This window comes from Hymenobacter algoricola (genome assembly GCF_039539525.1).
GTDB classification, from domain to species: domain Bacteria; phylum Bacteroidota; class Bacteroidia; order Cytophagales; family Hymenobacteraceae; genus Hymenobacter; species Hymenobacter algoricola.
The window spans coordinates 1-26,893 of sequence record NZ_BAABDH010000018.1; the positions used below are offsets into that span (position 1 = coordinate 1).

Below are 26,893 nucleotides of genomic sequence, written 5' to 3' on the forward strand. Positions count from 1 at the left end.
GCAACAAATCCGCCTCTTTTAACGACCGAATCATGGCCGTAGCTTGTGGAATCTGGAATTGGCATCTGACTAAAAAGAAAGAGGCTATTTAGGAACAAGTCTACTCTTTCGACGTTAATCATGCCAGTGCTGTTGGAGCCGCTGCCGGCTTTTCCAGATAAGTCCCCCCAACACGGCCGGCAGCAGCGGCGTGTAGGTCGAGTTGAGCAGGGGCAGCAGCGCCACGGCCACCACGCCGCCCTGGGTCAGCCGGAGCAGGGTGGCGTGGGGGTAGAAGGCGTATTTCGCCAGCACGACCATGCTCACTACCAGGGCGCCCCAGCCGCCCAGCAGCGCCGTACCCGCCCCGCCGGCGGGGCTCAGCCACACCAGATACAGCAGCGGCGCGGCCGTGAGGCCGTACAGCGTCAGCGCCAGCAGCAGCTTGCGGGCCAAAACGCCCCCCGCCCGGCCTCGGTGCAGCAGGAGCATCTCCGGGGGCTCCGGCGTGTCGTAGCACCCGCCCAGGGCCAGCGCCCACCCCACCAGCCCGACGGCGGGCACGAGGGTATGCCGCTGCCAGACTGCCCCGCCAACCGCTCCCAGCCACAGCAGCGCCAGTCCCCTTTGCCGGAACCCGCTGACCCACTCGAAGGCTTCGCTGCGAAAAATACTAGTCCATCTTTCCCCCGGGCGGTTCAGCGCCCGGGGCAGCGGCAGCGTGGCCAGCACGGGCACGGGCAGCAGGCAGACCGCGGCGCCGGCGTGGCCCAGACTCAGCAGCATACCTCCCAGCGGCAGCAGCAGCACGGTGTATTCAACCCACAGCCACCGGCGGGCGTCCGGCGACGCCAGGTGCAGAAACGTCAGGTCCGTGCGCCGCCGGTGGGCGCCCAGGCAGCTGCCGAGCCCCAGCACCGGCACCAGCCACTGCAGGTCGGCGTGCGTGGCCAGGGTTTCTACGGCTTTGCCCACAAATAACACCAGCAGCGCCCCCAGCAGCACCCCACGCACCAGGCCCAGCTCCGCCAGCTGCCGCCCGAGCACGCGGGCCCGCAGGTGCAGGTAAGCCAGGACCGCCGCCAGGGAAGGATGCATTCAGTTAGCGCAGGGCCTGCTCGTGTTCCACGAAGGCAATGCCATAGTCGGCCGCCAGCTCGGCCAGTATTGGCTCGTACAGGTCGACATGCGTCGGGATAACGACCCCGCGGTGCAGGATCTTGCCCTGGGCCAGCCGCCGCACGGCCATGGCTACGGGCAGCCCCACCGTTTTGGCCATGGCCGTGTGGGTGGCATCATCGCCGAGCACGACCAGGGACGAGGTCCGCTGGAACATCCGGCCGTCGGCTTCAAACGCGAACAGGTGCTGCATCACAATCATGTCCTGGTCGCCGGGCTCCAAGGCCCATCTGGTGGTCAGCAGCCGTTCCAGCAGCTGGGCCGGGGTGGCATCGGCCAGGCCCACGGGCGTCTCGGTAAACAGTCCCAGCCACTGCAGCCGCTGCATTTCGGCACCATTGGCTTCCAGGCCCAGATAAGCCGCCAGCTGCTGCGGCAGGCTGGTTTCGGTTTTGCCAACCGGCAGATACGAGGCCAGCAGCTGGGCCCAGGTCATGGCGGCGGAGTTTCCCAGGTGCACGGAGTCGTCGGTGAGGCCCAGGCGCACCAATGCCTGCCAGGCGGCGCAGTAGCCCGGCCGGCGCAGGGTGCCGCGCAGAATAGTCGGGATATCGTCGAGGCCGTAGGGCGCGCGGTAGCTGAGCGAGTCGCGGTTGGCGTAGCCCTCAAACTGCCCGTAGCCGGGGACGTCCAGCATTTCGGTGCGGGCAAAGAGCTGCTGGTAGGGAATGAAGCGCGGGTGGCCGTGCTCCAGAAACTTGGCCGTGCTCTGCCCGGCCAGCACCACGTTGCGCGGGTTCCAGGTGAACTTGTAGCGCCAGGGGTTGTCGCCTTCCGAGGCGGGCGCCATCAGCCCCCCGCAGTACGACTTAAATGCCGTCAGCTGCCCGCCCCGCGCCCGGATGTGCCCCAGCGCCTGCATGGCCGACATATGGTCGAGGCCGGGGTCGAGGCCGCACTCCATCAGGATCAGCACCCCGGCGGCCCGGGCTTCGGCATCCAGCCCGCGCATTTCCTCGCTCACGTAGCTGGCCGTGACCAGGTGGCGGCCGTGGCGCACGCAGGCCCGGGCCACGGGCAGGTGCAACAGGGCCGGCAGCATCGAAATAACAATGTCGGCCGCGGGCACCAGCTCGTCCAGCAGCTCTTCGCGCTGAATGTCGAACGGCACGGCGCGGGCGTAGGCGCGGTGGGCGGCCAGCACGGGCAGCAGGTGGGCCGGATTGACATCGGCCACGGTGAGCTGCCAGCCTTCGGTGGGCGCGTGCTGCAGCAGGTACGTTATCAGGGAAGACGCCGAGCGGCCGGCGCCGAGCAGAAGAATACGGGACATGAGCGGAGAGAGGGGGGGAAGGGTAAGCCGGCACGAAACTAGGATTTTGCGCCGCCACTGCCGGAACTCCGGCCGGATTTATTCTGCACTCCGCCCCTGCTGGGCTGGCGCGGGTGGGTTGGCCTCCCGGCCGGAGTCAGACAAATGTCCTCGGATACGGCAGAATTGTAGTACATTCACCGCCCCTTCCTCCCACGGGGCCGCCATTCGGTCCCGGAATCTGTTCCTTTAATTCCCCGATGGCTCACCCGCTCCATCTGACCATCACCGTCGAGGTGCTGGATTCCGAAGCCGAACTCACCCCCGTCGAGGCCACCGTCTGGCAAAACGCCCGCGCCGCCACCGACCATTCCTACGCGCCCTACTCGCACTTTCACGTGGGTGCCGCCCTGCTGCTCGACGACGGCAGCATATTTCGGGGCACCAACCAGGAAAACGCCGCCTACCCTTCGGGTCTCTGCGCCGAGCGGACCGCCCTCTTTGGTTTGGCCGCCAGTCAGCCGACGCGCCGCATCGTGGCTATGGCCGTGGCCGCCCGGCCCGCTGCCGGCCCGTTTGGCCCGGCCATGCCCTGCGGGGCCTGCCGGCAGGTGATGACGGAGTACGAAAACCGCCAGGAGCAGCCTATTCCGCTGCTGCTGCCCGGCCCCAACGGCAGCATCTACCGCTTCCGCTCCCTGGCCGACCTGCTGCCCTTCCAGTTCAACGCCGACGACCTGCCCGCGCGCAGCTAGCCGGCCGGGACGACGGTAGCGGCGCGGGGGCCACAGGCCGCCTGCTCAGCATCAAGACAAGTTATACACTCCTCACTTTATGCCCCCAGCCCGGGAACATCAGCTGCCGGTGCGCCGCACGGCGCGCTACTACCAGTCCGGGGAGCTGACGGCGGCTACGCGGCAGGTGTGGTTCGTGTGTCACGGCTACGGGCAGCTGGCCGCCTACTTCATCCGCCACTTCCACGGCCTGACGCAGGCCGACCCCACTACCGTTATCATTGCCCCCGAAGGCCTGTCCCGGTTTTACCTCAACGGCACCGGGGGCCGCATCGGGGCTACCTGGATGACGCGGGAAGACCGGCTGGCCGAAATCGACGACTACGTGGCCTACCTCAACCAGCTGGCCGACCCCGTGCTGGCCGCGGTGCCCGCCGACGTGGCGGTAACCGTGCTGGGCTTTTCGCAGGGTGCTGCCACCGTCAGCCGCTGGCTGGCCCGGGCCCGCTTCCGCCCCGCCCGGCTGGTGCTCTGGGCCGGCGCTTTCCCTCCGGATATGGATTTCCCCGTGGCTACCGGCCTGCTGCGGCAGCTGCCCGTGACGCTGGTCTGCGGCGACCAGGACCCGTTTATCAGCCCCGATGAGCTCACCCGGCAGCAGCAGTTTTTGCAAAGCCTGGGCGTGGAACCCGAAGTGCTGTCCTTCGTGGGCAAGCACGGAATGAATGCCGCCCTCCTGCAGCAGCTGCACCAGCGCCTGGCTTAGCTTCGCCGTCCTGGCAAGGCGGTGCTGTAGCAGTCGGCTCGCGGGAATACAGAAAGCGCCTTTCAGCAGCAAGCCCTGCCGCGGGAGTGCGGCAGGGCTTGCTGGATTGCCTGTTCTTTCTTCGGGGTCCAGGACGCACAGCGGCGGCCTGCGCCAGAGCTGCCTTATGCTTACTCCCGGCGAATGAGCGTGGCGGCGCCCTGGGCGCCGGCAAACACGGTTATTTCGGCAATGTGCACGTTGGCGGGCCGCGTCACCATAAACTGGATGACCTCGGCAATGTCTTCCGGCCTGAGCGGGTCGTAGCCTTCGTACACCTTGGCGGCCCGGGCCGCGTCGCCCTTGAAGCGCACCTGCGAAAACTCGGTTTCCACCGCGCCGGGATTTACCTCCGCCACCCGGATGTGCAGGGGCAGCAGATCAATCCGCATGGCCTTCGACAGCGCCGCTACGGCCGCTTTCGAGGCGCAGTACACGTTGCCGTTGGCGTACACCTCGTGGCCGGCAATGGAGCCGATGTTGATGATGTGCCCCCGCTGCCGCTCCTTCATGCCCGGCAAAATCGCCTGGCTCACGTTGAGCAGCCCTTTCACATTGCTGTCGAGCATCTCGTCCCAGTCGCTGGGGTTGCCATCCTGAATGGGAGCCAGCCCGTGCGCGCCGCCGGCGTTGTTGACCAGCACGTCCACCGTCTGAAAATCCGGGGGCAGGCTGGCCACGGCGGCAGTCACGGCGGCCCGGTCGCGCACGTCGAAGGTCAGGATGTGGACCGGCGTGGGGGCCAGCTGCCGGGCCAGCTCCTCCAGCCGCTCGCGCCGCCGCCCGGTGATGATCAGCTGAAAGCCCGTCTGGGCCAGCGCCACGGCCGTAGCCCGGCCAATTCCGGAGGATGCCCCGGTTACGAAAGCAGTACGAGTCATGGGGCGGGCGGGCAGCCGCTATTCAATGTTCAGATACAGCGTGACGGTGTTGCTCTTCATGCTCTGCAGGCTGCGGCTGTACACGTCGTTGCCGGGCTCCAGCATATTGGTGAGGCCGTGGGAAAAGCGCAGCTCGGGCGCAAACTTGAACAAAGGGTAAAAAAGGTCCATGCCCACGCCGTACTCAATGGCGACGTCGCTGGCGGAAGCGCGCAGCAGGTTGCGGGCCGGGTCCTTGCGCCGGTTGCCCACGCCCACGCTGGATCTGATGCCGCCCACCACGTACACCCGCGAGTTGCGGCGGCGGTCCGACTTAAACTTGAGCAGCAGCGGCAGGTCGATCTGGGTGCCGCCGACTTCCTGGGTCAGAATGGAATCGGCGGGCGAGTAGCCGAAGGGCTTGAACTCGACCTGCCGGGTAATGAAGCTGGCCCCGGGCAGAAAGCGCAGGTTGAAGTTGGAAGCCAGGCGCACATCGGCAATAAAGCCCACCGACAGGCCCGGACTCACAATGGAGTTGGCCGACACGTTGCGCGCCTGCGTGTAGGCCGCCGACTGCTCAATCTTGTAGCGGGAGAAGTTCGGCCCGATGTACATGCCGGGGTGGAACCACTTGTCATCGTAGCCGGGCAGGTTATCCACCGTAATGGACTTCACCTGCCCCTTGCTGCCTTTGCTGGCCCGGCCCGATTTCTGGGCCTGCGCCGCCAGCGGTACCGCCAGGGCGGCCAGCGCCACCAGAACGATACGGCCTATTTTTGGGCCGTGTAAATGGAGCTTATGCCGAACGTGAGGGGTTGCCATGCAGGGGTTTTAAAGCCGACGTTTTGGAGGATAGCCAGGAAATCCGGGCCATCCGGGAAAGCCTGTACCGACTCGGGCAAGTAGGTGTAGGCAGCGCGGTCCTTGGAAATCAGCTTGCCAAAGACCGGCAGAATACGCTTGAAGTAGAAGTTGTACGCCTGCTTCATGGGAAAGGCCGTGGGCTTGGAAAACTCCAGAATCACCACTTTGCCGCCGGGCCGCAGCACCCGGTGCATCTCCCGGAGCCCTTTCTGCAGGTTCTCAAAGTTACGCACTCCGAACGACGCGGTTACCGCATCGAAGTGGTCATCGGGAAACGGCAGACTTTCGGAGTCGCCCAGCTCCAGCTGAATGCGGTGCGTGAGGCCCTTCTGCACCAGCTTGCGCCGTCCTACCTCCAGCATGCCTTCCGAGATATCCACGCCCGTAACCTGGGTTTCGGGCGAGAGGCGCAGGCTTTCGATGGCGAAGTCGGCGGTGCCGGTGGCAATGTCCAGGATGCGGGCCGGGCGCAGGGCCGTCAGCTCACTCACGGCCTTGCGGCGCCAGTAAATGTCGGTGCCGGCGCTCAGGAAGTGGTTCAGGAAGTCGTACTTGCCCGCGATGCTGTTGAACATCTGGGCAACCTGCGACTTCTTGCCGGCGGCATCATCTTTATAGGGAACAACGGACATACTTCTGAGGCGAAGAACGGAAGAAACGGGGCAGAATTGCCCAAACATAACGCCGCGCGCCGCATTATGTTGAAAAAAAACGGGCCGGGCAAAATGCCCGGCCCGTTTCAGGCTAGCTGACAGACAGTTTAGTCGTTGTCGGTCTTTACTTTAGTTTTCTCACCGCTGGCGTCCTTGGTCTTCGCGTCGATGGTACCGTCTTTGGTCTTGGTCTTCGACTCTTCGCCATCGGGGCCTTTGGCTTTCACTTTCACCTTGTCGCTGTCCTCGTCCACCTTGGTTTTCACCTTGGTGCCGTCGGCCATCTTCACTTTGCTCTTCCCGGGCTGCAGCGGAGCAGCCGTGGTGGTAGAGGTACCGGTCGACATCGTCCCGGTGCTCATACCAGTACCGGTACCGGTACCGGTCGAGGTACCAGCACCAGGATTCAGCGTCGGCATCGACTCACCTTCCTTCAGAATCGGACGGAACTCCACGCGGCGGTTCAGTTGCATGTTCTCCGGCGAATCGTTCGGGGCATCCGGACGACGCTCGCCGTAGCTCACGGTCGTCATACGGGTTTCGGTGATACCGTTTTTCTTCAGGTAGTTGTAGGCGGCATCCGCGCGGTTCTGGCCCAGCACAATGTTGTACTCGTCCGTGTTGCGGCTGTCGCAGTGGCCTTCAATCGAAATGTTCAGGCCGGGATTAGCCTTCAGAATGCCGCTGATGTTGTTCAGCTCGCGGATCGACTCCGGACGCAGCTTGTACTTGTCGGTATCGAAGTAGATCTTCTTCAGACCAGCAAAGCCGGTATTGGTAGTATCGACGTAGGGAACGTAGAAGTTCTTCTCAATGACGGTTGAGTCATTGGTCGAAATCGGCACGGCAAACTCCTCGGTCGTGATGTTCTTGCCATCCTTCGAAACCGCTACCTGGTAGGTACGGCCCGAAAGCACGCTTACCTGATAGTCGCCGGTTACGGGCTTGGTCACGTCGCGGTAGCTCAGAGCCGTCTTGTCGGCCTGGGTACCATTGAACACCAGTTCTACGCCCGGAATAACCGTGCTGTCGCGCATGGTGAACACCTTACCGCGGATGATGGCGTTCTTGATGTAGTTGATGGTGTAGATGTCCTTCTCCCCGTAGCCGCCAATGCGGTAGCTCGACAGGTAAGCGTAGCTGCCATCCGGGCTCAGGCGGTAGTACGTGTCGTCATCGGGCGTGTTGATGGGGTAGCCCATGTTCTCGGGCGTGCCCCACTTGCGGCCGATTTCGTCGTACTCCGACTTGAAGATGTCGTAGCCGCCCATCGTGTTATGACCCCGCGAGCTGAAGTACATCGTCTTGCCGTCCTTGCTCAGGTACGGGCTGTCATCATCAAACTTGGTGTTGATGACCCCACCGACCGACTTAGGCTCACCCCAGTCGCCGCCAGCCTGCCGGGTAGCGGAATAGATGTCCAGCGTGTTGTCTTCGGAGAACTTGCTTGTGGAGAAGAAAATCGTCAGGCCATCGGGCGTGATGAAGGCATCCGACTCGAAGGCTTTCGAGTTGATATTGTTATTCAGCTTCTTGGGAGCCGTCCAGTCGCCACCGGCTTTCTCGGAGTAGAAAACGTCCCCGTTCTCGTCCTGCCGGTACAGCAGCATCTTCTGGTCGTTGTCGAACACTTGGATCGAGGCGTCGTGGCCTTTGCCGTTGAGCACGCCGCTCAGCGAACGGGGCTTTTCCCAGTTCTCATCGTCCACGCGCTTGGCTTCGAAGATATCCTCGAAGTATTCGCCGTCGGAAGCAATGTTGCCCTTGTCGGTGCTGGCCGTGTTGCCGGCGCCGGTTACACTTTCTCCCCGCGAGGTAAATAGCAGCATCTTGTCGTCAGCCGAGATTACCGGGCTGTGCTCCGAGAAGCTGGTGTTGATCGTAGGACCCAGGTTCTTTACAAAGATGTCTTTAGGGCTGTTGAACTGCACTTTGGCGTTTTTGCTGTGCTGAATCAACTGCGCCAGCGCCATTTTGCGGGTGTCCTTCTTCTTCAGCGTGGCGTTGTAGGCCTGGAAGTGAGAAATAGCCTCGTCAAAGTTATAGTTCAGGTGGTCCACGCGGCCCAGCCAGTACTCCACATCTTTCGACACTTTCGGTTTCAACCGCTGCGCCTTGTAGATATAGTCGCTGGCTTTTTCCTTGTCAAAGGACATGTAGGCGATACCGGCGCGGAACAGAGCCAATGCATTATTGGGCTCCTTAGCCAGTACCTGCTCGTAGAAGGGAATCGAGGCCCGGTAGTTTTCTTGCTCAAAGTACTTGTTGCCAGTCTTCAGCTGCTTGCGGCTGCTCTGGGCCAGGGCAGGTTGGGCCACGGCCGCGGCAAGAGCGAAGGCGCAAGAGGCTTTCAATAACCTTCTGACTAAGTTGTCCATTTTAGGAGGGGTTTGGGAATAAGGAGTTGCAGGGAGGTTCACAGAAACCGCGGCCACCCGTTGCGGCTGCCGTTTTTAAGAGTTGCCTCTTATACTGAAAACCCGTTCCAGGGTTAAGCCAGCCAACTGTTTTTCTAGCGGTAGAAGCCAAAAAGGGATTTCAACTGGTCACTGGTCGATGCTTCACACCGCACGGAACAAGGCGAGTTGCGGGCAAAGATAGAAATTTTATAATACGACCTTTGCCACATCCAATTATGAAAAAAACTTTACTCAAGCTACATTTTAGCGGGTTATGCGAGCTTCCCTTATCACTGCAGACAGGGTGTAAACCGCGCAAATATAGTTGTGCTTTATAAATAACAAGGGTTTTTAAAGAAAATTTATCATTCGGGCGCCCCGGCCCATTCCCTTACCTTTGCAACTGAACCTCGTTTTTTCCGCTTATGATTATCCGCGAAGCCAAATTTCTGATGAGCAACTCGCGCGTTGACCAGTGTCCGCCGCCCGTGCTGCCCGAATACGCCTTCATCGGCCGTTCCAACGTGGGTAAGTCCTCCCTGATTAATATGCTCACGGGGCAGAAAGGCCTGGCCAAGACCTCCTCCCTACCCGGCAAAACCCAGCTGATCAACCACTTTCTGATCAACGACGCCTGGTATCTGGTCGACTTGCCCGGCTACGGCTACGCCAAGGTCAGCAAAGACTCCCGGGCCGCCTGGATGAAGATGATCAACTATTATATGCGGCGGCGGGAAAACCTGGCCTGCGTGTTCGTGCTGATCGACTCCCGCCACGAGCCCCAGCAGCCCGACCTCGATTTCATGGAAGGCCTCGGGACGCAGGGCGTACCATTTGTGATGGTCTTTACCAAAGCCGACAAGCAGTCCGGCTCCCGGACCCAGCAGAATGTGGTTTCGTACCTGGAGAAGATGGGCGAAAGCTGGGATGAGCTGCCGCGGCACTTCATCACGTCGGCGGAAGAGAAAACGGGCCGCACCGAGATTCTATCCTTTATAGAGGAGGTAAACCGGCAACTGGCCCAAACGGCGGAGAATGCGTAGATTGGCCCCGTAATTGCCAACGCCCCTGCCGCAACTTCCCTCCTCCTTTTCTCAGTTTTCTTCTCCGGTTTTTCCCATGAAAAAAATCACGTTTGTGCTGGCCCTGGGCCTGTTGGCCGGAGCTGCCCCGGCATTTGCGCAAAAAACCAAAATAAAAATCAAAGGCGACGCGCCGACCCCCGAGCTGACGACTCCTGCGCCGGCGGAAGAGCCAGGTGTGGAAAGCGTTCCGAAGCCCGCCCGCCCAAAAGTGATTCCGGTAGCCGAGTACTACGAGGGCGGCCAGACGGCCATGTATGAGTTCATCGACAAGCAGCTGACTTACCCGATCATGGCCCGCCGCAACCGGATTCAGGGCACCTGCATCGTGAGCTTCACGCTGAACACGGATGGCACGATGTCGGGCATCAAGCTGGTGAAAAACATCGGGGGCGGCTGCGGCGAAGAAGCGCTGCGCATCACCCGCCTGCTCAAGTTCAACAAGCCCGACTACGCCGTGCTGACCAGCCTGCCCATCGCCTTTAAGCTGCCAGCCCCCGGCCAGGCGGCTGCCGCAGCCGAATAACTTCGCATTTTCTTACCCAACTGCTTTTTCTATGCCCTACGACCTGAAGGAAATTGCCGCCATCAGCGGAATGCCCGGCCTCTACCGCCTTGTGAGCCCAACCCGGGCCGGCGTTATCGTGGAATCCCTTGCCGAGAACGGCAAACGCTCCGTGGCCTCGGCCCGCAACAAGGTGTCATTGCTCCAGGAGATTTCCATCTACACCCAGGATTACGACCAGACGGTGCCCCTGACGGAGGTATTTGACCGCATCTACCAGAAGTTCGGCACCGACCTCGCCGTAACCAACAAATCGGAAGACCGCGACCTGGCCGCCTTTATGGGCGACATCATCCCCGATTACGACCGGGAGCGGGTGTACATGTCCGACATCAAAAAGCTGGTTTCGTGGTACAAAGCCGTGAGCGGCCGCCTTGAGTACCAGGCGCCGGTAGCCGAGGAAACTCCTGAAGCCAGTGCTGATTCTGCGGGGGATGCCAAACCCAAAGCCAAGAAAAAGGCCGCTAAAGAGGATGTGCCGGCCGATGACGAAGCCCTGAGCACCGCGGGCATCATCCCGGCCAAGCCGGAAGCCACCGAGCCCATCAACCCGGAAATCACCGAGGAGCAGCCCGCCAAAAAAGGCAAGAAGAAAGCGGAGTAGCTTCGCTTCTGGCAAACACAAAAAAGGCTTCCCGCTCAGCGGGAAGCCTTTTTTGTGTTTGCCGTTTCGGCTATTTCAGCGCCTCGGCGGTGGCATCAGTAAATTCGCGGGCCATAAACTCCTCGGCTTTTTCTACCAGCTCGGTGGAGCCGATAAACAGCGGGCACCGGTCGTGCAGGCCTTTGGGCTCCAGCTCCATGGTGCGGTTGCGGCCGTCGCTGGACTTGCCGCCGGCCTGCTCCACAATGAAGGCCAGGGCGTTGCACTCGTACATCAGACGCAGCTTGCCGGCCGGGTTCTTTTGGGTGGCCGGGTAGATGTAGATGCCGCCCTTGAGCAGGTTGCGGTGGAAGTCGGCGACCAAAGAGCCGATGTAGCGGGCCGAGTAGCCCTGCTGCTTGCAGTGGGCAATGTAGCCCGCCATGGCTTCGGAGAAATGGTCCGAGCTGCCCTCGTTGACGGAATAGACGCTGCCGGTTTTGGGCGAGGTAATCTGGGGGTGCGAGAGGAAGAACTCCCCCAGCGACGGCTCGTAGGTGAAGCCGTTGACGCCGTTGCCGGTCGTGTACACCATCATGGTGCTGGAGCCGTAAATCACGTAGCCGGCCGCAACCTGGTTGGTGCCGGTCTGCATGCAGTCCTGGGCTGTGCCCTCGGTGCCGGTGGCCGACACGCGGCGGTAGATGCTGAAGATGGTGCCGATGCTCACGTTCACGTCGATGTTCGAAGAGCCGTCGAGCGGGTCGATGGCTACCACGTACTTGCCCTGCACGTTGCCGGTCTGAATCATCTCCTCGTCTTCTTCGGAAATGATGGTGCACACCTCGCCCCCGTTGCGCAAAGCCCGGATGAAGCGGATGTTGGCGATGACGTCGAGCTTCTGCTGCTCCTCGCCCTGCACGTTGCGGTTGCCGTAGGCCCCGGCAATGTCGATCAGGCCGGAGCGATTGATTTCGCGGTTGACGATTTTGGCCGCCAGGGCAATGTCGCGCAGCAGCTGCGAAAGCTCCCCGGTGGCGTAGGGAAAGTCTTCCTGCTTGCGCATGATAAAGCGGTCGAGGGTAGTACCGACGGGCAGGGCCAGTTTGTTGTGATCCATAAAAGGGGTGGGAAAATGAGCAGTGGGACTGGCCTACAAAACTAAGCTTTTTCGCCACATCTGCGGCCGGCTGCCTACTTTTGGCGCATGCAGCAACAGCACGCACTGAGGGTTTACAAGTTCGGCGGCGCCTCCGTAAAGGACGCCGCCGCCATCCGGAATCTGATGGAAATCGTTCGGGAGCAGCGGCGCCAGGGGCCACTGCTGGTCGTCGTCTCGGCCATGGGCAAGACCACCAATGCGCTGGAAGAAATCTTTCGGCTGGCTTACGCCGGGCAGGCCTACGCGCAGCCGCTCACTACGCTCGAAGCGTTTCACCGCACGACTGCCCGGGAGCTGGCAGCCGGCTTTGGGCCCCACACGGAGGCCGCTATCCAAGAGGCCTTTGATGGGGCCTTCCAGGACCTGGCAGCCCGGTTGGCGGGCGTCAGCGCGCAGCGGGAGTACGATGAGCAATACGACCAGATTGTGAGCTTCGGCGAGCTGCTGGCTTCCCAGCTGATTGCCTGCGCGCTGAACGACGAGCAGCCCACGCGCTGGCTGGACTGCCGGCCCCTGCTGCGTACGGATGCGTGCTGGCGCGAGGCCCGCCTCGACTGGCTGGCTACCGAAGCCCAGCTGCGGACGGCCGTCCCCAAGCTGCTGCGCGAGGTGAACGTGCTGGTCACCCAGGGCTTCGTGGGCGGCACCGCCGGCGGCGCCACCACCACGCTGGGCCGGGAAGGCTCCGACTACACCGCCGCCATCTTCGCCTACTGCCTGCAGGCCGGGTCGGTGACCATCTGGAAGGACGTGGCGGGCCTGCTCAATGCCGACCCCAAGTTCTTCGCCGACACGGTGCGCTACCCGGAAATCAGCTACCAGGAAACCATCGAAATGGCGTACTACGGGGCGTCGGTTATTCATCCCAAAACGATAAAGCCCCTGGCCGTGCGGCAGATTCCGCTGTTTGTGAAGTCGTTTCTGGACCCCACGGCGGCCGGCACCCGCATCGGGGAAGGCCGCCACGCGCTGCTGGCCCCCGCGTTTATCCGCAAGTCCGGGCAGTGCCTGATTTCCTTTGAGTCCAAGGACCTGACCTTCATTTCGGAGGAAAACCTGCAGGTGATTTTCGGGGCCCTGGCGCAGGTGCGGCTCAAGATCAACATGATGCAGAACTCGGCCATTTCCTTCTCGGTCTGCACCGACCTGGTGGCGCACCGCCTGGAAAAGCTGTTGGCCCTGTTGCGGGAGCAGTTCACCATTCACTACAATACCGGGCTGGAGCTGTACACCATCAGGAACTACGACCCGGCCAGTATCCGGCGGCTGACGGCCGGCCGGGAGGTCCTGCTCGAGCAGCGCAGCCGGCAGACCCTGCAGGTGGTGTGCCGCGGGGGCAGTGAGTTTGTGCAGTAGCCCCACCGGTGAGTATCCTCACCGCTTTCGGCCCGGCCCGCGTCAGGCCCGGCGTGCCGGCTGCTGCACTACCCGGATTAGCATACATTTTCATAAAACACTGTTTTTGTGAATTTTACTGGCACCTATATCTAGCAGCAGTAGATGTATAAAAATAGCTTTTTGCAGCGGCGCGCGGAAGCTCATTCAGCTCGGGGCGGAAAGAATTTACGGTCCTGCGCCAAACCTTTTAGCGCGGTTTTTCCTTCTACCACTACCTTTGTGGAGAATCATTCTTACCTGTGTCATCACTTTCTGAGCCTTCATTTGCTGCTTTGCCGCCCGACCGGAGCGCCGAAATCCTCCGCGACCGCCTGGCTGGTACCGGCCTGCGGGCCACCCGGCAGCGCCTCGTGATTCTGGAAAGCCTGCTGCTGCTGCCCGGTCACCCCACTGCCGAGCAGGTGCACCGCCAGGTGCGGGCCACCCAGCCGCTGCTCTCGCTCGGCACGGTTTACAAGACGCTCGACAGCTTCGTGGCCGCCGGGCTGGTGCGCCGCGTGGCGGCGGCCCAGGGCGCGGCCCGCCGCTTCGACGCCGACTGCTCGGCCCACCACCATCTGCACTGCACCGCCACCCAGGAAATCATCGACTACTGCGACCCGCAGCTCGACGCGCTGCTCCAGAAGTTCTTTGCCGCCCGGGGCCTGCCCGGCTTTCAGCCCCGCACGTTTTCGCTGCATATTACCGGCACCAAAACCTGAGCGCTGCGATGTGCTATAGCCTCTCCCCTCCAAGCTCTCAGTTCTAAAATCTCAGTTCATCAGTACCCTTTTTCACTTTTTACATTTTCAACATGGCAGTTCTCGTTGGCAAGCGTGCTCCTTCTTTCAAGGCTACGGCCGTCATTGATAGCGAATTCGAAGAGGATTTCTCCCTCGACCGCTACCTGGGCAAGAAGCACGTTATCTTCTACTTCTACCCCGCCGACTTCACCTTCGTGTGCCCTACCGAAATCATTGCGTTCCAGGACCGGCTGGCCGATTTTGAGGCCAAAGGCGTGGCCGTCGTGGGGTGTTCGACCGATACGCACTTCTCCCACTTCGCCTGGCTGCAGACGCCCCGCGACAACGGCGGCATTCAGGGCGTCACCTACCCGCTGGTGGCGGATTCTACCAAAACCATTGCCTCCAACTACGACGTGCTCGGGGGCCATTACGACTACAACGAGGCCGGGGAAATGACCTTCGTCGGCTCGCCCCAGGCCTACCGCGGCCTGTTCCTGATTGATAAGGACGGCATCGTGCGCCACCAGGTCGTCAACGACGGCCCGCTGGGCCGCAGCATCGACGAAGCCATGCGCATGGTCGATGCCCTGCAGTACTTCGAGGTGAAAGGGGAGGTCTGCCCCGCCAACTGGGAAGAAGGCAAGGAAGGCATGGAAGCCACCCGCGAAGGCGTGGCCAGCTACCTCGGCAAGCAGGGCGCCCACTAAGCGCCGGCCGCGGCCCGTAATAAAGCCCGTGACAAGCCCCAGCCATTCGGTTGGGGCTTTTTTCGTTTCCCCGCTGCCAAACGCCTATTTTTGTCGGGCCGGCCGGATTTTTTCCGGCTCCCGGCCCCCAGCTCTTAGCACCCGGATTTGCTTTTTCTTTACAACATCGGCCTGTGGCTGTACGCCCTGCTCCTGCGCCTGCTGGCGCCCTGGGTGCCCAAAGCCGCGCAGTGGACCGCTGGCCGCCGCGGGCTGCTGGCCCACATCCGGCAGACGCTGCTGGCTGAGACGGCGCCGCGGGTATGGTTTCACTGCGCCTCGCTGGGCGAGTTTGAGCAGGGCCGGCCCCTGCTGGAGGCTTACCGGCAGCAGTACCCCGGCCATAAGCTGGTGCTGACGTTCTTCTCGCCCTCGGGCTATGAAATCTGCCAGGGCTGGCCGGGGGCCGACTACATCTTCTACCTGCCCCTCGACACGGCCGCCCACGCCCGCGCTTTTCTGGACGCGGTGCAGCCCCGGCTGGTGGTGTTTGTGAAGTACGAGTTCTGGTACCACTTCCTGACCGAGCTGCACCGGCGCCGGGTGCCCACCATCTGCGTATCAGCCATTTTCCGGCCCGGGCAGGCTTTCTTCAAGCCCTGGGGCGGCCTTTTCCGCCGTATGCTGGGGAGCTTCACCCACATTTTCACTCAGAACGAAGCCTCCACCGAGCTGCTCCGCCGCATCGGCATTACCCGGGTCAGCACGGCCGGCGACACGCGCTTCGATACCGTGGTGGCCACGGCCGCGGCACCGCCGAAAACGCTGCCTGTGCTGACGGCTTTCGTGGCCGACGGCGCCCCGGTACTGGTGGTAGGCAGCAGCTGGCCCGCGGATATTGCGGTGCTCACCCCCGCCCTGCGCACCCTGGCACCCACGGCCCTGCGCGTGCTTGTGGCCCCGCACGAGCTGCACGAAGCCGGCCTGCAGCAGGTGGAAGCCGTGCTGCCGGGCCGCGTGCTGCGCTACTCCCGGGCCACGGCCGACACGGCCCCGGCCGCGCGGATTCTGCTCATCGACTCCATCGGGCTGCTGCGGGAGCTGTACCGCTACGGGACGCTGGGCTACGTGGGCGGCGCCTTCGGCAAGGGCCTGCACAACACCCTGGAGGCGGCCGTTTTTGGGCTGCCGCTGCTGTTCGGGCCGAATTTCCAGAAGTTTGAGGAGGCCAAAGACCTGGTGCAGCGCGGCGGCGCCGACGCGGTAAAGGACGCGGAGGAGCTGGAAACGGCTCTGAAGTTTCTGGTCTACAACCCCGCCCAGCGCCTGCCCATCGTGGCCCGAAACCGGGAGTACGTCCGGGCCCAGGCCGGTGCTACGAGCACCATCATGCGCTGGCTGGGCAAAGAATCGTCATTGTGAGCAGAGCGCAGCAATGACGGCTACAACTTCACAATTTCACCACTTCCCCTCATGACCGGCATCGTAATCAAATCTACCGGCTCGTGGTACCTCGTGCGCGAAACGGCTACCGGGCTGCTGCACCGCTGCCGGCTGCGGGGCAAATTCAAGAACAAGAACCTCAAGGTCAGCAACCCGCTGGCCGTGGGCGACCAGGTCGACTTCACTGTGGAGGAGCAGACCGAGGGCGCGGGCGTAATTCACCACATCGAGCCGCGGCGCAACTACATCATCCGCCGCTCGGTGCACAAGAGTGAGCACGCCCATATTGTGGCGGCCAACCTCGACCTGGCCCTGCTGGTCGTCACGCTGGTGTCGCCGGCCACCTCGTTTGGGTTTATCGACCGGTTTCTGGTTACGGCCGAGGCCTACCAGATTCCCGTGCGGCTTATCTTCAACAAGGTGGACCTCTACGACGAGGAGCTGGCGGGCTACCAGGAGCAGATTCTGAAAATGTACCGCCGCACCGGCTACGAGGGCCTGCGCTGCTCGGCCCACACCGGCGAGGGCCTGGCCGAAATCGACGCGCTGCTCGATGGCAAGGTCACGCTGCTGTCGGGGCACTCGGGGGTGGGCAAGAGCACCCTCATCAACGCGCTGGTGCCCGATCTGGACATCAAAACCGCCGAAATCAGCCAGTTTTCCGACAAGGGCGTGCACACCACCACCTTCGCCGAAATGCTGGAAGTGCGCCCCGCCACCTACATCATCGACACGCCCGGCATTAAGGAGCTGGGCTTGGTCGACATTCCGCCCGCCCAGCTGGCCCACTACTTTCCCGAGATGCGCGCCCTGCTCAACCAGTGCCGCTACCACAACTGCCAGCACGTGCACGAGCCCGGCTGCGTGGTGCGCGAAGCCGTGGACAAAGGCAAGATTGCCCTGCCCCGCTACGACAGCTACCTGAGCATGCTCGCCGGCCAGGACAACCGGCACTAGCGGCCGGCGGCCCTTCGGGGGCCAAATGCTCACACCCCACAAGAACAGCCTGGCCGGCTGCTTTTGTGGGGCGTAAGCTTAAGTGGGCTACGGGCGCCGTCGGGGGCGGGTGCCACCGATCCGCGCCGCCGCTAGTGGGTGATGGTGTACTGATGGGGCGGGCCGCTGCTGCCCACCACCGTGGCGCTGACTTTATCGAGCTGAATAACCGCATCCGTGTATACGAAGGAAGGCGGCCCATACGTCACCCGGGAGAAGCTGCTGCGGAACTGCTCGGCCTCGCGCGGGGCTACCTTAACGCGGTAGCTCACGGTTGGGAACAGGGCCGACCCCAACGTATAGTATTCCGTATCCGCGTTGTACTCCTTCAGCGTAAAGTTCGACCAGTCGGCGGCGTTGCCGTAGCTCTTGAGCAGCAAGGCCAGGCCTTCCTCCTGGAATACCTTCATCTGCTCCGCCTTGCGGGCCATCCGCGCCTCAAAGTCGGCCGTTTTCTCAAACTCGCCTTTGCGGCTCCATTTCTCAAAGTTGTACTGGGCATAGGACCCGATACGAATGGCCGTGCCGGGTACCTGCCAGATCTTGAGCGTGCCGTCGCGGCTCACGCTGGCCAGGCTGGTGCCGTCGGGGCTGAAAGCCAGGTTCTCAACTTCGGCCGTGTGCAGCTCCCCGGACAAGTCCTGGACCAGCATGCCCGTCACCATATCCCAAACGCGCACCTTCCGGTCGCCGCCACCGGTGGCAATCAGCTGCCCGTCGGGGCTGAAGCAGGTGGCCCACACATCGGAGACGTGCGCGGGAAACACGCGGACGGTCCGCTGGACTTTCAGGTCCCATAGGCGAGCCGTATTGTCCCAGGCGCCACTTACCACATACTTGCCGTTGGGCGAGTAGCGCGCATCCCACACCTCATCGGTGTGGCCCGACAGTACCATTTTGGGTTCCCAGGTGGCCGTGTCCCAGATGCGCAGCGCGTGGTCGCCACTGGCCGTGAGCACCTCCGAGCCATCGGGGCTAAACGCGACCGACGTGACGTTGCCGGTACGGCCCTTCGCCGTTTTGGCCCGGTCGTAGGCCGTGGGCACGGGGGGCGCATCGGCGGCCGCCGGGGCTTTGAGCGAGGCCAGTCGCTGCCCGCTGAACGTATCGAAGACCAGGGCCTGCCCATCCCAGCCCGCACTGGCCAGCCGCTTGCTATCGGGGCTGAAGGCCACGTCGCGCACATAATCGGTGTGGTCCGTGTTTTTACGAAGGAGCTCCCCGGTGATGGCATCCCACAGCATCAGTGCGTGATCAACGCCGCCCGAGGCAATATAGCGGCCATTGGGGCTGAACTTCACGCAGACCACATCGTCGGTGTGGCCTTTCAGCGTGAGCGCCGGCTGGCGGGTAGCCACGTCGTACACCACAATGTCGCGGCCCAGGCCGCAGGTGACGAGGCGTTTGCCATCGGGGCTGTAGTCGACGCCCAGCAGGGCGGCCTTGGTTTTGATGTCGCCCTGTAGCCAGGAGCTGACTGCGGGGGCAGGGGTAGTCGTCTGGGCCTGGACGCCAGCGCTGTACAGAAGCGCTGCGCCAAGGGCAGCGCGGAGCAGAGCAGAGGATTTGAGGAGCATAAGCAAGTGGCAAAAGGGGTGTGTAAAAGTGTGCAAGCGGGTTAGTAGAGCCCTCCCACCCGGCGGTCGGGCAGGTCGGGCAGATCCGGCAGCGTGAGCGGGGAGCGGTGTTCGGTGGAAGTTGTGTCGGTGAGGGCCTGCAGAAAGGCAATGAGCTGGGCTTCCTGCTGCGGCTGCAGCGGGTGCGTGAGCTGTAGCTGGTGAAACGGACTGCGGATGGCCTGCGCCAGCGTAGCGGCCTGACCATCGGCGCCGTAGGGCGGCGTAACGGCCACGTTGCGCAGGGTCGGGGTTTTCACCCATTCGCCGGGTCGTACCTCGTGGCGCTGCCCGTCGCGGAAGGAGGAGCCGGCATGGCAGCCCGCGCAACCCAGCCGGGCGAGGGAAAACAGCTGCTGGCCCGCCTGAGCCGCCGCGGGCAGGGACCGGCCACGCCGCCGGGCCACATCGTAGGGGGCATCGCGGCTGCGCAGGCTTTCGACGTACGCCGTCAGGGCCGCATTAATCGTGGCCTCCCCGATCGGGGCGTGTAGGGCCTGATCAAACCAGTGGCAATACAGGGAGCTTTGATTCAGCCGGGCCGTAATCAGAGCGTAGCTGCTGCCCATCTCCACGGGGCTGCTGATAACCTGGCGAATCACCTCGCTCATCGTGGTGGCCCGCCCGTCGTGGAAGTAGCGACGCTGGCCGGCCGCATTAAGCAACGTAGGCGCGTTACGGCCCACGTTGGCCGTAAAGCGCAGGGCCCGGGAGGTAATGCGGTGGTCAGTGAAGGCTTTGTCAGGCCGGTGGCAGGAAGCACAGCTCCGTTTGCCGTTGATAGAAAGCGCCGGCTCGAAGAACAACACCTTGCCCAGCGCCCGGAGGGCAGCCCGGTTAACTGGCTTGCCCTCCGGGCGCTGGGAGGAAGCAGAGCACCCAGATATAATTAATCCCAGAAAGAGAATCAGTATCCAGCCATATGAGGCAGAGGAGAGCCGCATTGTTTTGTTTAATATTTCGCATTGCAAACATAAACAAATAAACCGGGCTACCAAGACTCCATTTGGCGAATAGGGCTCATTACTCGTCAAATGGCCGGTTTAGCTGGATGAACGCGGCTGTAACCGGTATTGGATAAATACCTGTACCGTCATTTGCCCGCAAAGCGCTGATCCAGGAGCCTGTTTTATGAATATACAAGTAATACCACCTACCTGACCGGCCTCCTGAACTGGTCGACATTCCGCCCGCCCAGCTGGCCCACTACTTTCCCGAGATGCGCGCCCTGCTCAACCAGTGCCGCTACCACAACTGCCAGCACGTGCACGAGCCCGGCTGCGTGGTGCGCGAAGCCGTGGACAAAGGCAAGATTGCCCTGCCCCGCTACGACAGCTACCTGAGCATGCTCGCCGGCCAGGACAACCGGCACTAAATAAGTACCTGAGCCTTTCTTTGGGCTACAAGTCCTGCCAAAAAAAAGCCCCGCTATACCAGCGGGGCTTTTTTCAATCACCGGGAAAAACCGGGGGCTACATGGCCGGGGCCGGGGGCAGCAATACCTGGTCGATAACGTGGGTAACGCCGTTGCTGGACACCACGTCGGCAATCTGCACGGTGGCGTTGTTGATCATCACCTTGCCGTCTTTCAGGGCTACTTTGATTTTCTCACCGTTCACGGTGGTCAGCTCCTGCCCGTCTTTCAGGTCGGCGGCCAGCAGGCGGCCGGCAATGACGTGGTAGGTCAGCACGCCTTTGAGCTTCTCTTTGCTTTCGGGCTTCATCAGGCCATCCAGGGCGCCTTTGGGCAGTGAGATGAAAGCCGAGTTGGTGGGGGCAAATACCGTGAACGGGCCGGGGCCGCTCAGCGTCCCGCCCAGATCAGCCGCCGATATGGCTTTTACCAGGGTGCTTACGCTGGCGGCCTGTACGGCGTTCTGGATGATGGTCTTGTCGGGGGTCATGGCCACGCCATCTACCATTACGCCGTCGGGGTTGCCCATGCGGGCCGAGTCGGTCGACATGTTGGCCGAGTCAGCCACGATGGCGGCGTCGGTGGCGGTGGTGGTTTCGGTGGTGGCAGTGTCGCCGCAGCTGCTGAGGCCGGCAGCCAGTAATACGGCGGCACTCAGGGCAAACGAGGCGTGGCGGAAGGTCTTTTTCATCGGACGCGGAAAGGGGGTTGAGGTTGGTTGAGTGGGGCCAATATCGGGATATTCAGCTTCCGATATGGTAGGAAGTGCTAACGAAACTCGGTTTTAGATCGGATGTTTCGGCCGCAGCCGAAATGGCTACCTTTGCCCCCGGCGGCGTATAGCCGACATTCTCCTTCCTTTAACATCCCCTCCGCATGAAAACTGCCGAAATCCACACCAGCAAAGGCGTCATGAAAGTCGAGTTCTACGACCAGGACGCGCCCAACACCGTCAAGAACTTCACCGACCTGGCCCAGAAAGGCTTCTACGACGGCCTCAAGTTTCACCGCGTCATCCCCAACTTCGTGATTCAGGGCGGCTGCCCCAACTCCCGCGACGGTGCCAAGGGCACGCCCGGCACCGGCGGCCCCGGCTACAAGATCGACTGCGAAACCAAGGGCGGCAACCAGCACCACGAGCGCGGCGCGCTGAGCATGGCCCACGCGGGCAAGAACACCGGCGGCTCCCAGTTCTTCGTGGTCCACGACCGCCAGAACACCGCCCACCTCGACGGCGTGCACACCGTGTTCGGCAAAGTAGTGGAAGGCCTCGACGTGATTGACCAGATCAAGCCCAACGACGAGATTCAGAAGATCGTGGTGGGCGAGCAGGCCTAACCCGCCACCAGCCTTTCCCATAAGTTAAAAAGCCGCCGGACCTCCGGCGGCTTTTTTGTGCAACGGCAGCAGAGGCGTGTGAAAAACCAGGCGGCTGTTTTTCCCGGCAGGGCGACCTACCAGCGCTGGAAAAACCAGCGGGGGCGGTTGGCATTGTAGCGCTTGTAGTTGGGGCGGTGCGTCAGCACGCGGCCTTTGCCGGCGGCCCGCACCAAGGGCGAGCCATCGGCCGCCGCGGCCGGGGCGGCGGGCAGCAGCAGGGCCAGGGAGAAAAGCAGGACGGCGAGGCGGGCAACAAACAAAGCTTTCCTGAGGCCGAAAGGTGCCGCGTGAGAAGTGGCGGCGGGTAGTTCCGTAGCCCTTTGGGCCGTTGGAATGATACAAAGCAACGCGCTGGCAGCTGCCCGGTTCGGCAAACCCGCCCAGCCGCCGCTACTTCTGTGCGAATCGGGCTGTTTTCTCGCTGAACCGGTTTTTCAGCGGGCCGAGGCTGCCGGCGCGGACCACGGCCCGGCGCTCAAGGCAAAAACGGCCGCCCTGCTTGCGCGGAGCGGCCGTTTAAGGTTACAATAGGCGGAGGATAACGATACGGGGGCACTCAGTGACAACAGAAACCAAAGGGCAGCTAGGCCGCCAGCGTGGCGCGGTGGGTGGTCACCTGGGTCTGGGCATCGGTGAGCACCGCTACCTGGGCGTCGATCTGGGCGGCGTCGATGGCCGCCAGGATGCGGGCCGAACCGCTGCGGGCGCCGCCCTGGTCCTTGAGGTTGTCGCGCCGGTCGATGGCCCGGCGCAGCTTGCTTTGATTCTGCTTGAGCAGGCGGGCCGACAGGCCGGGCGTGGCCAGCATAGTCGTGTACATGCCGATTTCCGCCTCCACCCCGGTGAGCAGGACGGCGGTTTCGGCTTTGCTGCGCACTACCTGGCGGTCGGTGTAGCCCAGGTTGGAGTCCCGGGTCTGGTAGGTGTCCAGCTCGGCTTCGAGGTCCTGGAGGACTTCGTCGCACTCGGCGCGGGTGGTGAGAAGGGTGAGGTCAAGTGCCATAATGGGTAAGGGGTTAGGGTGAAAAAATAGACGTACTGAATATAGCAGCGGCCGGGGCAGGTGCCAAGAATCCGGGCGTTTTTTCGACTACTTGGGCTTATTCTTCGACCAAATCCGGCGGGAGCAGCGCCCTGAGGCCCGCGGCCTCGGCTTCGAGGGCCGCGGCGCGCAGGCGCAGCAGGTGGTAGCGGGCGGCATCGGCGGCGTCGTGCAGATCGATGTGGGCCCGGGCCTGCCGGGTCAGCAGCCACTGCCGGGCGCGGGCGGCCTCGGCGGGGGTAGTCAGCGCGGCGGGCAGATCGGGGGCGGCCAGCAGGCCGGGCAGCACGGCCAGCCAGCGCCGGGCCCCGGCCTGGGCAGCGGCCAGCTTCTTCAGCTCCCGGCGCAGCTGGGCAGCCTGGTGGCGGCAGGTGTCCAGGCGGGCCAGGAGCAGGTCGGCATCCGGCAGGCCGGGCGGGGGCACTTCGGGCGCGGGGGCCGCGGGCCGGGCCGGGGCGTCGGCGGGCAGCAGGGCGGCCAGGGGGTTGAGGCGGAGCAGGACGCGGCTGGTGAGGGCGCGGCGGCCGGCTTCGAGGTCGGCCACGTAGGGCCGGCTGATGCCTAAGTAGGCAGCCAGCTCCTGCTGCTCCAGGCCGAAGTGCTTGCGTACCTGGGCTACGAGGGTGGTAGAGGGAATGGACTTGCGGGGCATAGGCCAAGAAGATTTTGCAGCTTATTTTTCAAAATGTAAAAAATAAGCTGCAAAATCATGCGGCCGCCTTCCCGTTTAGGTGCGGTTTGCACCCCGATTCCTTCCTACCTTCCCGGCCCACTTTATCTGAGCTATCCTCATGCCCGAGCTATTACCGCTGTTTCCGGCTGCCGCCCTCCCTGCTCCCTTCACTAATTTCCAGCCCGCCACTGCCCTGCCCGATTTCGCGGGCCGGGTAACCCACCTGCGCCGCTGGCAGCAGGCTATCAAAGACGGTTACGTGCGCAGCCGCAAGGAGGAAGCGTTGCAGGCCGAGTTTCTGAACTTGCTATTCGGGCAGGTGCTGGGCTACGAGTACCAGAACACCACCCACCGCCAGCTGGAGCTGGAGCTCAAGACCCTCACCGACGGCACCAAGCCCGACGGCGCCCTGGGCGACTTCGTGAGCGTGCCCAGCGGCGGACTGGCCGGGCCGGTGCGGGCCGTGGTAGAGCTCAAGGATGCCCGCACGGGCCTCGACGCCAAGCAGCGCCGCAGCACGGGCGGCCGGGCCGAAACGCCGGTGGAGCAGGCCTTCAGCTACCCCAGCAAGTATGGCGCTACCTGCCGCTGGGTGCTGGCTTCCAACTTCGTGGAGCTGCGCCTGTACGCGGCCAACGACCAGCTCCGGGCCGAGGTGTTCAACCTCGAAACCCTGCCCGATGACGAAGCCCAGCTCCGGCGCTTCTTTGCCCTGCTGCTGCCCGCCCACCTGCTGCCCGCCCCCGGCCGGGCCGAAGCCCCCTTGGACGAGGCCCTGCAGCAGCGCCAGCAGGAGGAAGTCCGCATTACCAAGTCCTTCTATAAGGACTACAGCACCGCCCGCCGCCAGCTGCTCGACCACCTGATTGAGCAAAACCCCGCCGTGCCCCCGCTGGACCTGCTGGCCCATACCCAGAAGCTGCTCGACCGGGTTATCTTCGTGTGCTTCTGCGAGGATAAGAACATCATTCCGCGCCTCACCTTCCGCCGCCTGCTCGATGCCGTGCGCCAGAACGTGTTCGACCCCGCCGACGACAAGGTGTACCGCACCGTGCGCGGCCTGTTTCAGAGCATCGACCAGGGCAACCCGCTGGCCGGCATCAACCGCTTCAACGGGGGCCTGTTTGCCGAAGACCCGGCCCTCGACTCGCTCACCATCAAGGACCGCACCCTTACCCCCGTCATTCAGCTGGAGCAGTACGACTTTGCCTCCGACCTGAACGTGAACATTCTGGGTCACATCTTCGAGCAGAGCCTCTCCGACCTCGAAGCCGAGCGCGCCCGCCTCAGCGGGCAGGCCCACGACCCCAAGCAGGGCAAGCGCAAGCAGGACGGCATCTTTTATACGCCCGAGTACATCACCCGCTACATCGTGCGGCAGGCCGTGGGCGGGTGGCTGCTGGAGCGCCGCCGCGAGGCCGGCCTGGAGCAATTGCCCGAGCTCACCGACGACGACCGGGCCACCATCCGCCTCGGCACCGGCAACAAGCTGGTGCAGCCCTCGGCGCGGGTACAGAAGCACCTGGCGGCCTGGGAAACCTACGCCACGGCCCTGGAAGGCATCCGGGTGCTGGACCCAGCCTGCGGGTCGGGGGCTTTTCTCAACGAAGCCTTCGGCTACCTGCTGCGCGAGGGCGAGCAGGTAAACCGGGAGTTGGCCGCCCTGCGCGCCGGGCAGTTCAAGGTGTTCGACCTCGACCGCCACATCCTGCAGCACAACCTCTACGGCGTCGACCTCAACCCCGAGTCGGTAGACATTACGCGGCTGAGCCTGTGGCTGCAAACCGCCAACCCCGGCAAGCCCCTCACCTCCCTCGACCACAGCATCCGCTGCGGCAACTCCCTCATCTCCGACCCCGCCGTGGCCGGCCCCCGCGCCTTCGACTGGCCCACCGCCTTCCCGGAAGTATTCGCGCAGGGTGGGTTCGACGTGGTCATTGGAAACCCACCGTATGTGTCAAACTGGACTTTATCGGAAAACAACAGACACGACGTTGAATATTTAGAGAAAACATACAAGAAATTCCTAGTCGGCCACTGGGATCTATACACCTGCTTCATTGCATTAAGCTTTAACTTGATGAATGAAGAAGGATATAATTCATTCATCCTGCCAACTTCATTCTTGAAAGAGAAGTACAATAAAGCTATTAGAGAATCAATACTTAAAGACCATCAACTCCTTGAGATAGTCGATTTTGGCGAAAACATAATATTTGAGAATGTAGCCAGGCAAACGTGCATTTACATTGCCAAGAAGAAGCATCAGAAAGAAAATAGCATAATCATAAAGTTAGACTCATTTGAAAATTCGATCAACGGGAAAGAAACCAGAATTGATCAATCCTTTTTCAATCAACTCAAAAATACTTCGTTCAAAACGAATGTAAGCAACGCTGATATTGAACTGTATAAGAAGCTTCATAGCAACTCAGCGCTACTAGGTGAACTTGCATGTATCAATACAGGTGTGGTAGCTCATGCAAAGATTGGAAGCCCCGTTGCTTTCAAGAAAGACGATGTCATTCACAAAGAATATTCACCCGGTTTCAAAAAGTATGTCACTGGGACTAATCTCAGCAGGTATAGCCTTATAGATGATGGTTCGTTTATAGATTATGATTCTAAGAAAGATTTTTTCCACAGACCTAAGTACAAATTACTTTTTGAAAGTGAAAAGATTATTGTTCGCAGAATAAGCGGAAACAACAACAGGATATACGCTTATTTTGACAATGAACACGTATATTCAAATGATAACTTAATGCACATGATTCTTTGGAATGATAATGTTTTATCTTTCCAAAAACCTGAAAATAAGTGGAATGTAATAAAAGAAAGTAATATATATTTGAAATATATATTGACAATCATCTCCTCAAAGCTTATCACTTATTACTTCACTAAATTCTTAAGTACTGACACACTTCAGGGAAGTTATTCTAGCATTTACCCAGAAGATTTACGCCAATTTCCCATCCCCAACATCCCCCCCGCCGAACAGCAGCCCTTCATCACCGCTGCCGAAACTCTGCTAGCGGGCCACAAGGAGCTGCACGAAGCCGACGCCAAAACGGCGCGGCTGATTCGGGCGGAGCTGGGGCTGAGCCAGCCGCTGAGCGGCAAGCTGGCCCTCACCCAGCCCTGGCCCACCTGGAGCACGGCCCTCGAAAAAGCCCTGGGCCGTAAGCTCAGCCTGCCCGAGAAAAGTACCTGGCTCGACTATCTCACTCAGTTTCAGCAGCAGCAGCAGCAGCGCCGCGACGCCCTCCAGCGCCAGGATACCGCCCTCGATGCGCTGGTCTACCAGCTCTACCAGCTCACCCCCGCCGAAATAGCCCTGGTGGAAGGCCGCCCCGCCCCCGCCGGATAGCTGACGATTTTTGCAGCTTATTTCTTA

25 protein-coding genes and 1 pseudogene are annotated in these 26,893 nt (G+C 62.0%); 13 read left to right on the forward strand and 13 right to left on the reverse strand.

Annotation, left to right across the window (positions count from 1 at the left end; genetic code table 11):
- Positions 1 to 114: 114 nt before the first annotated feature.
- Both ABD842_RS05315 and ABD842_RS05320 read right to left on the reverse strand, forming a co-directional pair.
- Positions 115 to 1,077, reverse strand: coding sequence for a hypothetical protein (locus ABD842_RS05315; protein ID WP_345111077.1), 963 nt, complete (start codon positions 1,075 to 1,077; stop codon positions 115 to 117).
- A 4-nt stretch (positions 1,078 to 1,081) separates the two neighbouring features.
- Positions 1,082 to 2,431 carry a saccharopine dehydrogenase family protein gene (locus ABD842_RS05320; RefSeq protein WP_345111080.1) on the reverse strand — a complete coding sequence of 450 codons (1,350 nt, stop codon included), beginning with the start codon at positions 2,429 to 2,431 and terminating at the stop codon, positions 1,082 to 1,084.
- A gap of 239 nt (positions 2,432 to 2,670) precedes the next feature.
- Here ABD842_RS05320 and cdd point away from each other — a divergent pair, with 239 nt between their 5' ends.
- Positions 2,671 to 3,165, forward strand: coding sequence for a cytidine deaminase (gene cdd, locus ABD842_RS05325; RefSeq protein ID WP_345111083.1), 495 nt, complete (start codon positions 2,671 to 2,673; stop codon positions 3,163 to 3,165).
- A 79-nt stretch (positions 3,166 to 3,244) separates the two neighbouring features.
- On the forward strand, positions 3,245 to 3,910 hold the full coding sequence (locus ABD842_RS05330; RefSeq protein ID WP_345111086.1) for an alpha/beta hydrolase: 666 nt from the start codon (positions 3,245 to 3,247) through the stop codon (positions 3,908 to 3,910).
- A gap of 170 nt (positions 3,911 to 4,080) precedes the next feature.
- On the opposite strand, the gene ABD842_RS05335 is transcribed toward ABD842_RS05330, so the two are convergent.
- From ABD842_RS05335 to ABD842_RS05350, 4 genes are all read right to left on the reverse strand, one after another.
- Complete coding sequence (locus ABD842_RS05335) at positions 4,081 to 4,830, reverse strand: SDR family NAD(P)-dependent oxidoreductase (RefSeq protein WP_345111089.1); 750 nt, start codon at positions 4,828 to 4,830, stop codon at positions 4,081 to 4,083.
- Between the two features lie 18 nt (positions 4,831 to 4,848).
- Positions 4,849 to 5,568 carry a type IX secretion/gliding motility protein PorT/SprT gene (gene porT / locus ABD842_RS05340; RefSeq protein WP_345111092.1) on the reverse strand — a complete coding sequence of 240 codons (720 nt, stop codon included), beginning with the start codon at positions 5,566 to 5,568 and terminating at the stop codon, positions 4,849 to 4,851.
- Between the two features lie 14 nt (positions 5,569 to 5,582).
- Positions 5,583 to 6,308, reverse strand: coding sequence for a bifunctional demethylmenaquinone methyltransferase/2-methoxy-6-polyprenyl-1,4-benzoquinol methylase UbiE (ubiE, locus tag ABD842_RS05345; protein ID WP_345111095.1), 726 nt, complete (start codon positions 6,306 to 6,308; stop codon positions 5,583 to 5,585).
- A gap of 128 nt (positions 6,309 to 6,436) precedes the next feature.
- Positions 6,437 to 8,647, reverse strand: a complete 2,211-nt coding sequence (locus tag ABD842_RS05350) for an OmpA family protein (RefSeq protein WP_345111098.1) — start codon at positions 8,645 to 8,647, stop codon at positions 6,437 to 6,439.
- 506 nt (positions 8,648 to 9,153) lie between these two features.
- On the opposite strand from ABD842_RS05350, the gene yihA reads away from it, so the two are divergent.
- The 3 genes from yihA to ABD842_RS05365 all read left to right on the forward strand — a co-directional run bounded on the left by yihA (position 9,154) and on the right by ABD842_RS05365 (position 10,979).
- Positions 9,154 to 9,771: a ribosome biogenesis GTP-binding protein YihA/YsxC gene (gene yihA / locus ABD842_RS05355; RefSeq protein ID WP_345111100.1), complete on the forward strand. Its 618-nt coding sequence runs from the start codon at positions 9,154 to 9,156 to the stop codon at positions 9,769 to 9,771.
- Between the two features lie 76 nt (positions 9,772 to 9,847).
- Positions 9,848 to 10,336, forward strand: coding sequence for an energy transducer TonB (locus ABD842_RS05360; protein WP_345111101.1), 489 nt, complete (start codon positions 9,848 to 9,850; stop codon positions 10,334 to 10,336).
- Between the two features lie 31 nt (positions 10,337 to 10,367).
- Positions 10,368 to 10,979 carry a DUF5606 family protein gene (locus ABD842_RS05365; RefSeq protein ID WP_345111103.1) on the forward strand — a complete coding sequence of 204 codons (612 nt, stop codon included), beginning with the start codon at positions 10,368 to 10,370 and terminating at the stop codon, positions 10,977 to 10,979.
- Between the two features lie 70 nt (positions 10,980 to 11,049).
- Here ABD842_RS05365 and fbp read toward each other — a convergent pair whose 3' ends face one another.
- The gene (gene fbp, locus ABD842_RS05370) at positions 11,050 to 12,078 is read right to left on the reverse strand and encodes a class 1 fructose-bisphosphatase (RefSeq protein ID WP_345111104.1); all 1,029 of its coding nucleotides are present in this window, start codon (positions 12,076 to 12,078) and stop codon (positions 11,050 to 11,052) included.
- 87 nt (positions 12,079 to 12,165) lie between these two features.
- Between fbp and ABD842_RS05375 the strand changes: the two genes are divergently transcribed.
- From ABD842_RS05375 to rsgA, 5 genes are all read left to right on the forward strand, one after another.
- Positions 12,166 to 13,476 carry an aspartate kinase gene (locus ABD842_RS05375; protein ID WP_345111106.1) on the forward strand — a complete coding sequence of 437 codons (1,311 nt, stop codon included), beginning with the start codon at positions 12,166 to 12,168 and terminating at the stop codon, positions 13,474 to 13,476.
- Positions 13,477 to 13,757: 281 nt separating this feature from the next.
- Positions 13,758 to 14,219, forward strand: a complete 462-nt coding sequence (locus ABD842_RS05380; protein WP_345111108.1) for a Fur family transcriptional regulator — start codon at positions 13,758 to 13,760, stop codon at positions 14,217 to 14,219.
- 92 nt (positions 14,220 to 14,311) lie between these two features.
- Positions 14,312 to 14,950, forward strand: a complete 639-nt coding sequence (locus tag ABD842_RS05385; RefSeq protein WP_345111110.1) for a peroxiredoxin — start codon at positions 14,312 to 14,314, stop codon at positions 14,948 to 14,950.
- Between the two features lie 147 nt (positions 14,951 to 15,097).
- Positions 15,098 to 16,351, forward strand: a complete 1,254-nt coding sequence (locus ABD842_RS05390; protein ID WP_345111112.1) for a 3-deoxy-D-manno-octulosonic acid transferase — start codon at positions 15,098 to 15,100, stop codon at positions 16,349 to 16,351.
- A 51-nt stretch (positions 16,352 to 16,402) separates the two neighbouring features.
- On the forward strand, positions 16,403 to 17,329 hold the full coding sequence (gene rsgA, locus ABD842_RS05395; RefSeq protein WP_345111114.1) for a ribosome small subunit-dependent GTPase A: 927 nt from the start codon (positions 16,403 to 16,405) through the stop codon (positions 17,327 to 17,329).
- A gap of 131 nt (positions 17,330 to 17,460) precedes the next feature.
- On the opposite strand, the gene ABD842_RS05400 is transcribed toward rsgA, so the two are convergent.
- Complete coding sequence (locus tag ABD842_RS05400) at positions 17,461 to 18,945, reverse strand: WD40 repeat domain-containing protein (protein ID WP_345111117.1); 1,485 nt, start codon at positions 18,943 to 18,945, stop codon at positions 17,461 to 17,463.
- A 41-nt stretch (positions 18,946 to 18,986) separates the two neighbouring features.
- Positions 18,987 to 19,928, reverse strand: coding sequence for a cytochrome-c peroxidase (locus tag ABD842_RS05405; protein WP_345111120.1), 942 nt, complete (start codon positions 19,926 to 19,928; stop codon positions 18,987 to 18,989).
- A 251-nt stretch (positions 19,929 to 20,179) separates the two neighbouring features.
- On the opposite strand from ABD842_RS05405, the pseudogene ABD842_RS05410 reads away from it, so the two are divergent.
- A pseudogene (locus ABD842_RS05410) lies at positions 20,180 to 20,359 on the forward strand (ribosome small subunit-dependent GTPase A); the annotation flags it as partial.
- Between the two features lie 97 nt (positions 20,360 to 20,456).
- Here ABD842_RS05410 and ABD842_RS05415 read toward each other — a convergent pair.
- Positions 20,457 to 21,089 carry a fasciclin domain-containing protein gene (locus ABD842_RS05415; protein WP_345111123.1) on the reverse strand — a complete coding sequence of 211 codons (633 nt, stop codon included), beginning with the start codon at positions 21,087 to 21,089 and terminating at the stop codon, positions 20,457 to 20,459.
- 185 nt (positions 21,090 to 21,274) lie between these two features.
- On the opposite strand from ABD842_RS05415, the gene ABD842_RS05420 reads away from it, so the two are divergent.
- The gene (locus ABD842_RS05420; RefSeq protein WP_345111126.1) at positions 21,275 to 21,736 is read left to right on the forward strand and encodes a peptidylprolyl isomerase; all 462 of its coding nucleotides are present in this window, start codon (positions 21,275 to 21,277) and stop codon (positions 21,734 to 21,736) included.
- Between the two features lie 116 nt (positions 21,737 to 21,852).
- Here the strand turns inward: ABD842_RS05420 and ABD842_RS05425 are convergent, their stop codons facing one another.
- The 3 genes from ABD842_RS05425 to ABD842_RS05435 form a co-directional block, all read right to left on the reverse strand.
- Positions 21,853 to 22,038, reverse strand: a complete 186-nt coding sequence (locus ABD842_RS05425; RefSeq protein WP_345111129.1) for a hypothetical protein — start codon at positions 22,036 to 22,038, stop codon at positions 21,853 to 21,855.
- A 323-nt stretch (positions 22,039 to 22,361) separates the two neighbouring features.
- Positions 22,362 to 22,781, reverse strand: a complete 420-nt coding sequence (locus tag ABD842_RS05430) for a hypothetical protein (RefSeq protein WP_345111132.1) — start codon at positions 22,779 to 22,781, stop codon at positions 22,362 to 22,364.
- A gap of 97 nt (positions 22,782 to 22,878) precedes the next feature.
- A complete protein-coding gene (locus ABD842_RS05435; protein ID WP_345111135.1) occupies positions 22,879 to 23,472 on the reverse strand; it encodes a helix-turn-helix domain-containing protein in 594 nt (197 codons plus the stop codon).
- 139 nt (positions 23,473 to 23,611) lie between these two features.
- Between ABD842_RS05435 and ABD842_RS05440 the strand changes: the two genes are divergently transcribed.
- Positions 23,612 to 26,866: an Eco57I restriction-modification methylase domain-containing protein gene (locus ABD842_RS05440; protein ID WP_345111137.1), complete on the forward strand. Its 3,255-nt coding sequence runs from the start codon at positions 23,612 to 23,614 to the stop codon at positions 26,864 to 26,866.
- Positions 26,867 to 26,893 lie beyond the last annotated feature (27 nt).

Excerpts from the sequence above, each read along its gene's own strand:
- ABD842_RS05315 (WP_345111077.1), bottom strand. The coding sequence starts at position 1,077 with ATGCATCCTTCCCTGGCGGCGGTCCTGGCTTACCTGCACCTGCGGGCC.
- ABD842_RS05320 (WP_345111080.1), bottom strand. The coding sequence starts at position 2,431 with ATGTCCCGTATTCTTCTGCTCGGCGCCGGCCGCTCGGCGTCTTCCCTG.
- cdd (WP_345111083.1), top strand. The coding sequence starts at position 2,671 with ATGGCTCACCCGCTCCATCTGACCATCACCGTCGAGGTGCTGGATTCC.
- ABD842_RS05330 (WP_345111086.1), top strand. The coding sequence starts at position 3,245 with ATGCCCCCAGCCCGGGAACATCAGCTGCCGGTGCGCCGCACGGCGCGC.
- ABD842_RS05335 (WP_345111089.1), bottom strand. The coding sequence starts at position 4,830 with ATGACTCGTACTGCTTTCGTAACCGGGGCATCCTCCGGAATTGGCCGG.
- ubiE (WP_345111095.1), bottom strand. The coding sequence starts at position 6,308 with ATGTCCGTTGTTCCCTATAAAGATGATGCCGCCGGCAAGAAGTCGCAG.
- yihA (WP_345111100.1), top strand. The coding sequence starts at position 9,154 with ATGATTATCCGCGAAGCCAAATTTCTGATGAGCAACTCGCGCGTTGAC.
- ABD842_RS05360 (WP_345111101.1), top strand. The coding sequence starts at position 9,848 with ATGAAAAAAATCACGTTTGTGCTGGCCCTGGGCCTGTTGGCCGGAGCT.
- ABD842_RS05365 (WP_345111103.1), top strand. The coding sequence starts at position 10,368 with ATGCCCTACGACCTGAAGGAAATTGCCGCCATCAGCGGAATGCCCGGC.
- fbp (WP_345111104.1), bottom strand. The coding sequence starts at position 12,078 with ATGGATCACAACAAACTGGCCCTGCCCGTCGGTACTACCCTCGACCGC.
- ABD842_RS05375 (WP_345111106.1), top strand. The coding sequence starts at position 12,166 with ATGCAGCAACAGCACGCACTGAGGGTTTACAAGTTCGGCGGCGCCTCC.
- ABD842_RS05385 (WP_345111110.1), top strand. The coding sequence starts at position 14,312 with ATGGCAGTTCTCGTTGGCAAGCGTGCTCCTTCTTTCAAGGCTACGGCC.
- rsgA (WP_345111114.1), top strand. The coding sequence starts at position 16,403 with ATGACCGGCATCGTAATCAAATCTACCGGCTCGTGGTACCTCGTGCGC.
- ABD842_RS05400 (WP_345111117.1), bottom strand. The coding sequence starts at position 18,945 with ATGCTCCTCAAATCCTCTGCTCTGCTCCGCGCTGCCCTTGGCGCAGCG.
- ABD842_RS05405 (WP_345111120.1), bottom strand. The coding sequence starts at position 19,928 with ATGCGGCTCTCCTCTGCCTCATATGGCTGGATACTGATTCTCTTTCTG.
- ABD842_RS05415 (WP_345111123.1), bottom strand. The coding sequence starts at position 21,089 with ATGAAAAAGACCTTCCGCCACGCCTCGTTTGCCCTGAGTGCCGCCGTA.
- ABD842_RS05420 (WP_345111126.1), top strand. The coding sequence starts at position 21,275 with ATGAAAACTGCCGAAATCCACACCAGCAAAGGCGTCATGAAAGTCGAG.
- ABD842_RS05430 (WP_345111132.1), bottom strand. The coding sequence starts at position 22,781 with ATGGCACTTGACCTCACCCTTCTCACCACCCGCGCCGAGTGCGACGAA.
- ABD842_RS05435 (WP_345111135.1), bottom strand. The coding sequence starts at position 23,472 with ATGCCCCGCAAGTCCATTCCCTCTACCACCCTCGTAGCCCAGGTACGC.
- ABD842_RS05440 (WP_345111137.1), top strand. The coding sequence starts at position 23,612 with ATGCCCGAGCTATTACCGCTGTTTCCGGCTGCCGCCCTCCCTGCTCCC.